7 protein-coding genes are annotated in these 13,695 nt (G+C 35.4%); 6 read left to right on the top strand and 1 reads right to left on the bottom strand.

Annotated features, from left to right (window positions below; translation table 11 throughout):
* Positions 1-323 precede the first annotated feature (323 nt).
* The 6 genes from PMI10_RS07940 to PMI10_RS07915 all read left to right on the top strand — a co-directional run bounded on the left by PMI10_RS07940 (position 324) and on the right by PMI10_RS07915 (position 10,724).
* On the top strand, positions 324-3,266 hold the full coding sequence (locus PMI10_RS07940; protein WP_007806474.1) for a SusC/RagA family TonB-linked outer membrane protein: 2,943 nt from the start codon (positions 324-326) through the stop codon (positions 3,264-3,266).
* Between the two features lie 4 nt (positions 3,267-3,270).
* Positions 3,271-4,878, top strand: a complete 1,608-nt coding sequence (locus PMI10_RS07935) for a RagB/SusD family nutrient uptake outer membrane protein (RefSeq protein ID WP_007806472.1) — start codon at positions 3,271-3,273, stop codon at positions 4,876-4,878.
* A gap of 33 nt (positions 4,879-4,911) precedes the next feature.
* Positions 4,912-5,970 carry a SusE domain-containing protein gene (locus tag PMI10_RS07930; protein ID WP_007806470.1) on the top strand — a complete coding sequence of 353 codons (1,059 nt, stop codon included), beginning with the start codon at positions 4,912-4,914 and terminating at the stop codon, positions 5,968-5,970.
* A gap of 93 nt (positions 5,971-6,063) precedes the next feature.
* Positions 6,064-7,173, top strand: a complete 1,110-nt coding sequence (locus PMI10_RS07925) for a glycoside hydrolase family 53 protein (RefSeq protein WP_007806468.1) — start codon at positions 6,064-6,066, stop codon at positions 7,171-7,173.
* Between the two features lie 3 nt (positions 7,174-7,176).
* A complete protein-coding gene (locus PMI10_RS07920) occupies positions 7,177-8,208 on the top strand; it encodes a glycoside hydrolase family 53 protein (RefSeq protein ID WP_035631557.1) in 1,032 nt (343 codons plus the stop codon).
* An 83-nt stretch (positions 8,209-8,291) separates the two neighbouring features.
* Positions 8,292-10,724: a DUF4982 domain-containing protein gene (locus PMI10_RS07915; protein ID WP_007806464.1), complete on the top strand. Its 2,433-nt coding sequence runs from the start codon at positions 8,292-8,294 to the stop codon at positions 10,722-10,724.
* Positions 10,725-11,351: 627 nt separating this feature from the next.
* Here PMI10_RS07915 and PMI10_RS07905 read toward each other — a convergent pair.
* Positions 11,352-13,682 (bottom strand): AAA family ATPase, encoded by a 2,331-nt coding sequence (locus tag PMI10_RS07905; protein WP_007806461.1) that lies wholly within the window; start codon positions 13,680-13,682, stop codon positions 11,352-11,354.
* Positions 13,683-13,695 lie beyond the last annotated feature (13 nt).

The raw sequence follows: 13,695 nt of genomic DNA, 5'->3' as shown, positions 1-13,695 counted from the left end.
ATTAAAAATGTACCGATTAAAAACTATAACTTAATTGATTATTAAATATATTATTAGAATGACCGATTATTTGTTATGTCGTTTTTTTTAGAGTAAAAAAATGACAAATATGTTTTTTTAAAGTGCGGTATGTAGGCTTTTACGAAATTGTCCCCTTTTATAAATGAATTTTTCCCTGTCATAAAAACTTGTTGTATCCTTAATTTGCAATGTGATTTGACGAGCTATAACGTTTGAATAACATTGTTTCGTTTTTTATTCATAGCAAGCCAATGAAAACAACTTTAAACAAAAACTAACTTAAACTAACCCAATTAAAAAGTATGAAAAAAATTCACAACAGAGTTTTGCTCTTATTACTTCTGCTCCCGTTTTGTGTTTTCGCTCAGAACAAAATCAAAGGAGTTGTTCTGGACAAAAGTTCAGGACAGCCCATACCGGGAGTGAACATAAAAGTGTCAGGAGGGAATTTAAATGCCTCGACAGATTTTGATGGAAAATTTGAATTTTCCGGCGTAAAGCCAGAAAACCAAATTACTTTCTCTTACACAGGTTACACAACTCAAACCGTAACCATTGGAACAAAAAAGGACCTGACTGTTTATCTTCAGGAAGACACTAATTTACTTAAAGAAGTTGTCGTTCAGGTAGGATACGGATCTGTAAAAAAGAAAGATGCTACCGGTGCCGTTACATCACTTACTACAAAAGATTTTAATAAAGGAAACAATATTACTACTGAAAATCTGCTTAATGGAAGGGTAGCGGGTTTAACCATCAATTCTTCCGGAGCTCCGGGATCCTTATCAGAAATAAGAATCAGGGGAGGAAGCTCGCTTTTTGCAAGCAACAATCCTTTGATCGTTATTGACGGTTTACCGCTTGACAATACAACCAATACAGGTTCTGCTTCATTTTTAGCGTCTTTAAATCCTGCTACAGTTGAGTCGATGACCGTTTTAAAAGACGCATCTGCAACAGCTATTTACGGTTCACGAGCTTCAAACGGGGTGATTATCATTACTACTAAAAAAGGAAGCAAATCATTCTCTGCAGAATACAATGTACAATATTCAGCGGGAAGACTTACTAAAACAGTTGATGTTTTTAGTGCAGATGAATTCAGAAAAGTTATCGAAGAAAGAAGATCGGAAGATGTTGACAAATTAGGAACTGCAAATACAGATTGGCAAAAAGCAATTTACAGAAACACAGGATCATTAGATCAGAGTTTAGCCATCAGAGGAAGTTTATTTGGTATCCTTCCAACAAGCTTAACTTTAGGTAATACTGATCAGCAAGGTTTGCGACTAACCAACGAGTTTAAAAGAAACACGGTTGGTTTGGTGATGAATCCTACATTTTTCGATAATCATTTAAAAGCAAGATTATCTGCAAATTATGCCTACGAAAAAAACAGATTTACTGATGGAGTTGAAGGATCTGCAATTGGTTTCGACCCAACTCAGCCTATAAAAGTTGAAGGTGCGCCGTACGACGGTTATTTTGAATATACTACGGGTATGGATTCTAATGGTAATTATCCATTGGTTTCTACAGCGGCAAGAAATCCTGTTTCGCAATTAATAAATACCCGCGATATTGGAACTAGTGACCGCTTTTTTGGAAATTTCGAATTAGATTATAAATTTCACTTTCTGCCTGAATTAAGAGCAGTTGCAAATGTTGGTTTTGATGAATCAAACGGTGAAAGAACAAGACGTGTTGGTGCAAATGCCGGTTCGGCCCCATCAAACGAAAACATTCCTTATGGTACTAATGAATATACCGAAGCAAGAAGACAAAACAAATTATTAGATACGTATTTAGTGTATAATAAAACGTTCAGTTCTTTAAATGTTGAATTGACAGGAGGTTACTCGTATCAAAGATTTGAAAGTTCAAAATTTGAAACCGGTAATATTTTAAATCCCGATTTACCTTCAACATTCCCTGAAACTACTCTTGACACAGATACGGTTCTGATAGGATTTTTTGCAAGAACTAATTTAAGTTTCAGAGACAAATATTTACTGACGCTGTCTTACAGAAGAGACGGTTCTTCAAGATTTGAAGAAGCAAACCGTTGGGGGAATTTCCCTGCAGCTGCTTTTGCATGGAAAATTAAAGAAGAATTCTTTAAAGACAATACTGTTATATCCGACTTAAAACTAAGATTAGGTTACGGTATTACAGGTCAGCAGGATATTCCGGAACCAAACGGATACCTTCAGAAATATCTTGTTGGAGGAGGAAATTCTGAATATTATTTCGGATCAGACGCTATACCGGTTGCCCTTCCATACAAAACGACGAAAAATTTGAAATGGGAAGAAACAACGACCTATAACGCAGGTCTTGATTTCGGTTTTATAGATAATCGTATCACGGCTGGTTTAGATGTTTATTATAAAGATTCCAAAGATTTATTAGCGAATGTAGCTACTTCAGACGGAAGTAATTATTCTAACAGGGTATATCAGAACATTGGTAGTTTTACAACAAAAGGAATCGAATTAACAGTTAATGCCAATGCCATTAAAACGACAGATTTTAACTGGAATATGAATTTTAACGCTGCTAAATTCGAAAGAAGAATTACTGAATTAGCTATTGGTTCAGATATCTTTTTAGGTGATAATATCGCCGGAACCGGAACTCCGGGACAAATTTTCCGCGAAGGATTCACTCCTTATTCTTTCTATGTTTACAAGCAATTATATGATACTGTCGGAAAACCAATTGACGGTGCTTTTGCAGATTTGAATGGAGACAATATTAAAAATGATGCCGACAAATACATCTATAATAACCCTGATCCTGATTTTACTTTGGGGTTTGCATCCAATATGAATTACAAAAAGTTTGATTTCTCTTTCAATTTAAGAGCAAGTATTGGTAACAGAATTTTTAATGCAATAGATGCTTCCAGGGCACAATATGATTCTATGGAGAATGGTGGGGTTTTAAGTAATATTCCTTCTTCTATTGTGAATACAAATTTTCAGACAGCTTCAAATGTAGTCTTATCAGATATTTATATTGAAAATGCTTCATTCTTAAAAATGGACAACATAACTTTAGGATATACACTAAGCAATTGGTTAAACGATAAAGCAACTTTAAGAATCTCAACCGGAGTTCAAAACGTTTTTGTAATTACAAAATATAGCGGTTTAGACCCTGAAATTACAAATAACGGGGTAGACAAAACGATTTATCCAAGACAGCGTTCTTTCTTGTTTGGTCTTAACCTTAAATTTTAATCCAATGAAAAAATATATATTAATAGCAATTATAGCATTGACTACCGTTTTTCATTCCTGTACGGATGATTTGAATGTAGTCTCTGAAGATGATGATGTACTTTCATCTGATGTTTTATTTTCTACTCCGGCGGGATACAAAGCTGCTGCTGCGGGAGTTTATGGAAACTTAACTTTAACAGGTGTTACAGGACCTGATAATTCTGCATTAGAAGGTGTAGATGCAGGAACAAGCCAGTTTACAAGATGTTTATTGTACCTGCAGGAATTAACAACAGACGAATTGGTCTGGAGTTATGAAAATGACGGTGGAACAGCCGAATTACAACGTAATATCTGGACAGCTGCCAATCCTGTTATTTTAGGAATGTTCAGCAGAACAATGGTTTCTGTTTCCTATGCTAATGAATTTTTACGTCAAAGTACGCCTGAAAAATTAAGCGCCAGAAAAATTACGGATGCTGCAACTTTGGCTGATATTGAACTTTACCGAAACGAAGTTCGTGTTTTAAGAGCCTATGCTTACTATAACATGATGGATTTGTTTGGAAAAGCACCAATGTATACTGAAAATGATCCTTTAAATTTTAGAGGACCTCAATACGACAGAAAACAATTGTTTGATTTTATTGAAAGTGAATTAAAAGCTGTTTTACCGAATTTAAAACCGGCAAGAACCAATGTTTACGGAAGATTAGACCAGTCTATGGCACGCATGATCCTGGCAAAAATATATCTGAATGCTCAGGTTTACACACAAACCGACCGTTATAATGACTGTATCACAATGTGTAATGAAATCATTGCAGGAGGGTATACTTTAAAACCAAAATATCTGGATAATTTTAAGGCAGACAACAATACTTCTGAAGAAATTATTTTCGGAATTCAGTCTGATGGGGCACTATCTCAAAACTGGGGAGCCACAACGGTTTTAACCAACGGACAAATTGGAGCCTGGGAAAATAATGCTGCCGATTTTTATGTTGAAGGCTGGACAGGAGCACTTCGCATCAGAAAAGAATTTGCACAAAAATTTGATGGTGTAAAATTTAGCCAGGATGACAGAAATACTATCGGAAAAGGTGTAGCAGGAGATCCAACAAAACAAAGAACTATTGATATTGCAGATCTTGGTGTAAAAACTCAGGGCTATATTTTATCTAAATTTTCTAATAAAACATCTACAGGAGCAAACGGATCAAGTACCCGATATGCAGATACTGATTTTCCATTATTCAGATTAGCCGATGTTTACCTAATGTATGCAGAAGCAACTCTAAGAGGAGGAAACGGTACAACCGCTAAGGCACTGGAGTATGTAAATGATTTAAGAGAAAGAGCGAATAGTAACTCTACAATTGGAAACATTGTTTTAAGCGACCTGACACTTGACTTTTTAATCGATGAAAGAGCACGTGAATTACACTGGGAAGCGCACAGAAGACAAGATTTGATTCGTTTTGGAAAATATACCGGAGGATCTTATAACTGGGCATGGAAAGGAAATTCTGCAAAAGGAATCTCAATTCCGTCTTACAGAAGTGTTTTTCCAATTCCGGAAGGATCATTGGGAGCTAATAAAAACTTAACTCAGAATACCGGTTACTAAACACCTTTTTTTAACAATATAAACGATAAGAAAATGAAAAATATATATAAAATATTCATAGCAATTGCAATGCTTACAGGATTATGGTCTTGTGAAAACGAAGAGAATTTAATGATTTTGGAACCTCAGGAAGCGGCTTTCGCAATCATCACACCAGAAGCGGGTTCTTCTACAATTCTTAATAAAGAAACGCCAAACAATACTGCGCTGACTGTAACCTGGGAAAAAGTAAGCTACGGAACACCAACCGTTGTAAGCTACACATTACAATTTGCTGTTAGCGATACTGAGTTTGCCGCACCGGTTGATATTACAACTTCTACTTCAACAAATGCAACCGTTTCTGTTTCAGAGCTGAATGCAAAAGCACTAGATTTTGGATTAGAACCTGGTGTTGAAGGTACTATTGATGTAAGAATTAAATCTACAGTAGGAACAACGGGTTCAGAACCAAAATTCTCAGACATCATTACCATTGTAGTAACTCCTTACCAAGGCGTGACACCTCCGGTTGACTTATACTTAATAGGGCCTGGAACAGCAGCAGGATGGAGTGTTACCAGTAATCTTATGCCAATTTTCAGAGATCCCGCAGACAATACAAAACACTATTACACAGGTTATTTAAACAAAGACGGTTTTAAATTGATTGAACAAGTTGGTTTCTGGGCTCCAGCGTATGGCACAAGTGGAGAAAAAGTACAATACAGAGCGACTGAAGGTGATGCTGATCCGGGTGTTTTCCCAACAAGCGCTTCAGGTTATTACTCTTTTGAATTAAATATTAAGGACCTTACCTATAAAATTGCGCCTTTTACCGGAACTATGCCAAGTTACACGACAGTAGGTATAATTGGAGATGCTGCACCATTAGACAATTGGGGAAGCAGTGTTGCAATGACTAAGTCAGCTTTTAATCCTCATATCTGGAAAATCACTTATACTTTTACAACCGACGGTAAATTTAAATTCCTTGCTGATACTAATTGGATTGGTGACAGTTCAGGAGCTGATATTCAGATTAAAGCAGGTAAATATGATATTTGGTTTAATGATATCGATAACCGTTATATGTTAATAGCTGTTCAATAATAATGACAAAAAGTTAAGATAAGCCTCAGGTAACTTATTTGAGGCTTCTTAATCTTTTTTAAGTAGAAAAACAATTTATAAATTTCAATCATTATGATTTTACAGATAAAAAAACGCCTGTCAATAATTGCATTGCTGATGATTACGGCAATTCAGTTTTCCTGTTCAAATAACGATTCTTCTGATACGCCTATCGTAGATCCGCCGGCTGCTGATGATACTTTTATCAGAGCTTCGGATGTTTCTTACCTTCCGGAAATGGAAGAACGCGGAACTAAATTTTACAGCAACGGTAAAGCAGAAGACATGCTTACCACACTTAGAAATGCGGGGTGTAATACAGTCCGAATCCGTTTGTGGAACAATCCTTCAAACGGTCATTCAGGTTTTGCTGAAGTGAAAAAATTTGCTCAAAGAATCAAACAATCAGGCCTTAGAGTATGGCTTACCGTTCATTATTCTGATCACTGGGCAGATCCTGGAGTTCAGACTACTCCTGAAGAATGGAAAAATTTATCTTTTACCGATTTAAAAACGGCTGTTTCAACTTATACATCCAAAATTATTACCGAAATCAATCCTGATATTATTCAGATTGGAAACGAAATCAACAGCGGATTACTATGGCCTCAGGGAAATTTAATTAGCAACGAACAACAATGTATTGACATCTTAAAGACAGCAAGTGCAGCTGTTCGTGCAAAAGCCCCAAATACCAAAATCATGATTCATTATGCGGGTATAAATGCAGGTGGTACAGACTGGTTTTTTAACAAAATGAAAACCATTGATTATGATTATATCGGATTATCATACTATCCTGTTTGGCACGGAAAAGACATCAATCAAATAAAAACAACTCTTGATGCTTTAGGAAAAAAATACAGCAAAAGAGTCCTGATTGCCGAAACGGCTTATCCTTTTACACTTTCGTTTAATGACTTTACCAATAATATTGTAGGTGCAGCTGATCAATTAGTTCCGGATTATCCTGCTACCCCGGCAGGGCAAAGAACTTTTGTAATGGCAGTTAGAGCTCAGGTAAAAGCATCAGAATACGGACAGGGTTTTGCGTATTGGGGAGGCGAGTGGGTTGCTTTCAAAGGGCAACAGGCTACAAGCGGTTCTACTTTTGAAAACCAGGCTTTATACAGTTTTGATAATAATGCCCTATCAGTAATGCAGGCTTTCAGCAAAGACTAAAACATGAAAAAATTACGTAAAATTATATCTTTTTTGATGATAACTGCCGTTTTATTTACTTCATGTAAATCTAAAATGGCAAGCCCGAAAGATTCTTTTTCAAAAGGAGCAGATGTAGGCTGGTTACCACAAATGGAAGCAACAGGCTATAAATTTTATGATGCAGACGGTTCTCAAAAAGACTGTCTGCAATTATTAAAAGACCGCGGAATAAATACCATCAGGTTACGTGTTTGGGTAAATCCAAATGATGATAAAGCCAGCGGACACTGCAGTCCTGAAGAAACGGTTGTCATGGCAGTTCGCGCTCAAAAATTAGGAATGCGAATCATGATCGATTTTCATTACAGCGATTCCTGGGCAGATCCGGGCAAACAAAATAAACCTGCAGCCTGGGCAAAACATTCTTTTCCTGAATTACTGAATGATGTGTACAGTCATACGTACGATGTGCTGAAATTGCTAAAAAATGCAGGAGTTACTCCGGAATGGGTTCAGGTTGGAAATGAAATTCCAAGCGGAATGCTTTGGCCGGAAGGACATACAGACAATTTTGCTCAACTGGCACAATTGCTCAATAAAGGATATGATGCTACGAAAGCTATAGATTCTAAAATTAAAGTTATTGTACATCTGGACGAAGGAAACAAAAACGAAAAATTCAGATGGTTTTTTGATAAAGCTACTGAGAATAACGTAAAATATGATGTAATTGGTTTGTCCTATTATCCATATTGGATTAAAACAGATTATCAAAGTACCATTTTAGATTTAGAAAATAATCTGAAAGACATGGCTTCCCGCTACAATAAAGAAGTAATGGTGGTCGAAGTCGGTGGGGATTATACATTAGAACAAAACACTAAAGAAATGCTTGAAGCGACTATAAAAGCCGTAAAAAGTGTGCCTGATAATAAAGGTTTAGGAGTTATTTACTGGGAACCACAAGGCGAAAAAAGTTGGAGTGGTTATCAGTTAAACGCCTGGCTTCCTGACGGAAAACCATCTCCGGCATTGGATGCTTTCAAAAATTAGATAAACGATAAAATTTTGCCATTAAAGATTAAGTTATTTAAACTTTATGGACTTAATTTCGTAATGGTAAAAACAAAATGAAAATGAAATTAATTTTTAAATCAATATTATTTTTAGCTCTATTGATTTTTTCGTCTGGAAAAGTGATGTCACAGACTGTTATTTTAAAAGATAACTGGCGCTTTTCTAAAGAAGTAAAAGGAGATGCCTTTGCTGTAGATTTTGATGTTTCGAAATGGGAAAAAGTCAGTGTACCTCACGACTGGGCTATCTACGGACCTTTTGATAAAGAATGGGACAAACAGGTTTCGGCAATTGAACAAAACGGAGAAAAAATTCCAACCGAAAAAACAGGCCGTACCGGATCACTTCCGCATATCGGAACAGGCTGGTACCGTAATACATTTACGCTTCCGGAGTTTAAAAAAGGAAAGAAAGTACTCCTTATTTTTGAAGGAGCGATGAGTGAACCTCAGGTTTTTTTAAATGGAAAAAAGATAGGAGGCTGGGGGTATGGCTACAGTTATTTTTCTATTGACATAACCAATGATCTTATCGAAGGGTCAGAAAATGTATTGGCTGTAAAACTGACTAATATGCCATTTTCTTCAAGATGGTATCCCGGAGCCGGTCTTTACAGAAAAGTTAGTGTTGTTGTAACTGAGGAAGAAAGTTTTACCCAATGGGGTACTTTTATTACAACTCCTGATATGAAAGAGAATAATGCCGTTGTTGATATTAAAGCGGAATTTCATGGCAGTAATGTATCAATGGTGACCCAAATAAAGGATGCTAATAACAAGGTTGTAGCAACACAAAAAAGTACAGAAACGAAAGATGGAAAATTTCATCAGATGTTGGAAGTTGCCAAACCTCATTTATGGAGTCCCGAAACGCCTTATTTGTATACAGCAGTAACCAAATTATACGCAGCAGACGGAAAATTAAAAGACGAACAAAACATAAAGTTTGGTATCAGATTTATTAAATACGAACCAAAAGTAGGATTTAGCCTTAATGGTAAAGTGACCAAGTTTAAAGGGGTTTGTCTTCATCATGATTTAGGGCCTCTTGGCGCAGCTGTAAACAAAGCGGCACTTAAAAGACAGCTCACGATTTTAAAAGATATGGGCTGTAACGCCATCCGAAGTTCTCATAATATGCCTTCTTTTGAACAATTGGAATTGGCTGACGAGATGGGATTTATGTTCCTTGCAGAAAGTTTTGATGAATGGGCAAAGCCAAAAGTAGAAAACGGATACCATCGATTTTTTGAAGAATATGCAGAAAAAGATATTGTAAACTTAGTGAGAGCCACGCGAAATCATCCTTGCATTGTAATGTGGAGTTCAGGAAATGAAGTTCCTGACCAATACGGAAAAGAAGGTTTGGCAAGAGCCAAATTTTTACAGGATGTTTTTCATAGGGAAGACCCTACACGTCCGGTAACTGTCGGAATGGATCAGGTAAAACAAACGATGGCGTCCGGTTTTGGATCTTTACTGGATATTCCGGGATTGAATTACAGGGTTCATCTTTATGAAGAAGCTTATAAAGCATTCCCGCAAGGATTTATTTTAGGTTCGGAAACCGCTTCAACAGTGAGTTCAAGAGGGATTTATAAGTTTCCTGTAGTTCAGGAAAAGAATAAACAATACGATGATTTTCAAAGTTCTTCGTATGATCTCGAAGCCTGCAGCTGGTCGAATGTACCTGATGAAGATTTTGTGCTTCAGGATGACAAACCGTGGGTTATTGGAGAATTTGTCTGGACAGGTTTTGATTATCTGGGAGAACCTACTCCTTATGATGAAAAATGGCCGTCAAGAAGTTCTTATTTTGGAATTTCAGATTTAGCAGGACTTCCTAAAGACCGTTTTTATCTTTACAGAAGCAGATGGAATACGAATGATAAAACGCTTCATATACTGCCACACTGGAACTGGAAAGGAAGAGAAGGAGAAATCACTCCGGTATTTGTTTACACGAACTATGACAGTGCAGAGCTTTTTGTAAACGGAAAAAGCATGGGAGTTCAGAAAAAAAATAATTCTACTCCGCAAAACCGCTACCGTTTAATGTGGAATGATGTTAAATATGAGCCGGGAACGGTAAAAGTCGTAGCATTTGATTCAAATGGGAAAAAATCTGCCGAAAGTGAGGTTAAAACAGCCGGCGATCCGTATAAAATTGTTCTCAATGCAGATCGAAAAATTATTAAGGCTGATGGCGAGGATATTTCTTTCGTAACAGTTTCAGTAGTAGATAAAAATGGAATTCCATGTCCTGTAGCTGATAATGAACTGCAGTTTAAAGTAACAGGGGCTGCAACTTACAGAGCTGCATGTAATGGTGATGCGACATCACTAGAAATATTTCATCAGGATCATATGAAGCTTTTCAGCGGTAAACTTGTAGTTTTGGTAAAAGCAATCAAAACAGCAGGTTCAATCCAATTGGAAGTAACAGGTAAAGGACTTCAGAAAGGGAAAATAAATTTGAAGTCGGAACGTTAATAGAATTTTTTAATACCCAGGTTGCTTTTTTTTACAAATGAAATTAAAGGAAGCTGAAATCAAGTCAGCATACCTTGCAAGTACTGGATTTTTTATATTTTACAAAATCGAAAAATTTTATCGAGACCATAAAAAAAGCCTGAGAAATCTAGATTTCTCAGGCTTTTTCTTTAACCTTGTAGCCCTAACGGGACAATTCTCGAACCATTTTATTGATGATTTAAAGATATTGAAAGTGTATAATGATTAATTCAAAAATATAGGTTTCCAAGAAATGATGAGTTCATACACTTATGAAACTGCTTTTAAACGTTTTTATTGAATTGTTGTTTTTATAACCTATAGCCTAAATGAAAACCAAATCTCGCAATTTGGGTATCGTAATTTTTATCGGTAACATCTCAATTCAGTGTTAAAAGATCTTTAGTTAAATAGACTAATTGTAGAACTTGATACTGTCTTTTTCACAATATCCAAAATGTACAGCTATTCTGCCTGCTATATAAGTTAAATTATCTTATTGTATTATTTCTGCATTTTGTTTACCAAAATAAATTAAAGTACTATTCTAATTTCTATTTTTTGGTATTAAAGTCCTATTCAATTTTTTTCTCTCACTAAAAATATTTATTTTTTTAATTCAATCCACTTCTTGAGAAAATCTTCGGTTTTGGTCATGTAAGTAAGGGCTTCCACCTTAGTTCTCATGGGGCCAGGATGTGCAGCTTCATTTCTTTTATCACGTAGATCATCGATCAGTTCTATTTTTAAGCTGAGAGGGGTATTAAAAGTAGCTGCTAATAACCCCTGCAGTAATGTAACTTCTGTAGAACTGATGTTAGGCATAGTTGTGCTTATAGATTTAAATCTTTCAAGTGCACCCTGCATGACTCCGATCATCCAATTTCTTGTATGACTAATGTTTCTGAATAAGCCGCATAATTCATTCTCAACTGACCGTCCATATTGAAGGATCACAGGTGAAAAGTCACTATGGTCATCGATATTGTGATAAAGATACTGACCAGTGGATAAATACCGTAGACTGTCTGGTAACAATTTTGAATAATTAATAAAAATTGCATTTACCAATGTTTGATACAATCTTATATCAGCCTTTTTGGTAAATTCGTCGATCTTCAGCTGTAAATCAACTATTTTGTTTTCGTTATCCTCTTTATCTGCTTTCAGTGCTTCAAAATCTCTGAAGAAATTGTCTCTCTGAACATTAAGTAGACTTAGTTCCAATTTATCAGCTTCATCGAAGAAACCGTCGTCAAAAAGTTTATAATCTATTGTTCCATCAGACTCTATAAAAATAGTTTCTATCTGTTTTCTATCTTCTGTTATTTTTTGTGCTCCCCTTAGATAAAATATCTTGACGCCCTTACTCTTAATTTTTCCTTCCGCAGTAAGGGTCTGGAATTTTCTGATGAGATATTCGCTGTGCGTTTCAATTACTAACTGGATATTATATAATTTATTAGCCTTTACAAACATTTCTGCCAACAAAGACTGCCATTTCGGGTGGAGGTTTGTTTCGGGTTCTTCAATTAGAAGTAGGCTGGGAACATAATAATCTTTTGGGTAATAATCACCCTCGTCATTGCTAATTTCTTTACTCCTTTTGTTTTTTTTCGCTATTACCCCAATATGCATTAAAATCAGAATCAGCTGCTTAATTCCATAACCAAAATCAACCAGATCTCGTGCGTGAAACTGATCAGTCTTAATCGAAATTTTAATTATTTGAAGTTTACGTTCAAAGTTCACTACAATTTCTTCACCGATCTCAAAAGCTTTTAGATATTCATTGACAAACTGGGTATCAATGTCAAGAGAGCTGTAATCTTTTAATAATTTTGTGAAAGTTGAATTATTTGTACCAATGTATATTCGCGAATTTTCTTCTTTAACGGTTGAAAGATAATTTATGGTTGAAATTCTACCAATGAGTTCTTTGTAACTGTTTTTAAAACATTCAGAAATGACAAAGTATTCATTTTCTGGATCCGAATTATTTTTCCAGTTTAGGTTTTTATTTAAAATATCAATAGACTGATAGTGTAATATTTCTTCAATTTGCGGCTCAGGCCAAAAGTATTCTTCAGACTGGAAGTCATGTTCCAGAAGTGATTCCTGTCCACTAAGCTTTGTCCCAGTTCTAAAATCACTTTCAAGGAAAGCTTTCCAAGATTCAACCAACATATCGCTTTTAAGTGACTTTATAAAAAAAGAAGCACTAAAAGATTTTTTTTCCAATTCTTTATCAGCACCCTCTAGAAAATTTTCATTTCGTTTATTTTTTAAATAGACTTCATAGAACTCTAATAATCCCTTAACATAATATCTTAATTTTTCCACATTGATGCTCCAGTCAATATATGCAATAAGTGGACTGTAAGGCGACATATAATAAGATGGATTAAGAAATTGTTCTACTAGTGTTTTTTCTTCTTCAGCGCTCTTTTTTTGTTCATACTCCTGCATTTTAAGCTGATGTTTCTTTAAATGAGAATCTTTCTCTGAATCAGTTGCTTCTCTATAGGAAAATGAAAAAAGATCAGTATTATCTTTTTTATCAGTTATCGTAATTTTTCTCAGATGCCCATTGTAACTGTCATTATGTGACGGTATTTCAAAAGAAAGTGTTGAATAGATTGTTGTTATCCCTAAAAATGTAAAAGGTAGAGAAATTTCAATATTTCTATTAGCTGTATTATTTAATACATTTTCAAAATCTCCCAAGAAGTGTTCCTGCTCGTTTAAATCCAAATCAAAGGGAATTTTACTTCCAGCGACACTATTCTTAAGCATCTGAAGGTATTTTATTATCGAACTTTTACCTGAATTATTTGTGCCTGTGAGTAAATTGATCGAAGAAAGTTCTTCAAAAATTCCTTCTTGGTCATCGAATACTCTAAAATTCTTAATTCCAATAAAATCAATTGGTTTCATAGATTGTTGTTTA

This window comes from Flavobacterium sp. CF136 (genome assembly GCF_000282055.1).
Taxonomy (GTDB): domain Bacteria; phylum Bacteroidota; class Bacteroidia; order Flavobacteriales; family Flavobacteriaceae; genus Flavobacterium.
Note: the sequence above shows the minus strand (reverse complement) of the source record. Positions and strands in the feature narration are given on the sequence as shown.

What these genes read in the sequence shown, in the direction of transcription:
- PMI10_RS07940 (WP_007806474.1), top strand. Translation starts at nt 324, where the DNA reads ATGAAAAAAATTCACAACAGAGTTTTGCTCTTATTACTTCTGCTCCCG.
- PMI10_RS07935 (WP_007806472.1), top strand. Translation starts at nt 3,271, where the DNA reads ATGAAAAAATATATATTAATAGCAATTATAGCATTGACTACCGTTTTT.
- PMI10_RS07930 (WP_007806470.1), top strand. Translation starts at nt 4,912, where the DNA reads ATGAAAAATATATATAAAATATTCATAGCAATTGCAATGCTTACAGGA.
- PMI10_RS07925 (WP_007806468.1), top strand. Translation starts at nt 6,064, where the DNA reads ATGATTTTACAGATAAAAAAACGCCTGTCAATAATTGCATTGCTGATG.
- PMI10_RS07920 (WP_035631557.1), top strand. Translation starts at nt 7,177, where the DNA reads ATGAAAAAATTACGTAAAATTATATCTTTTTTGATGATAACTGCCGTT.
- PMI10_RS07915 (WP_007806464.1), top strand. Translation starts at nt 8,292, where the DNA reads ATGAAATTAATTTTTAAATCAATATTATTTTTAGCTCTATTGATTTTT.
- PMI10_RS07905 (WP_007806461.1), bottom strand. Translation starts at nt 13,682, where the DNA reads ATGAAACCAATTGATTTTATTGGAATTAAGAATTTTAGAGTATTCGAT.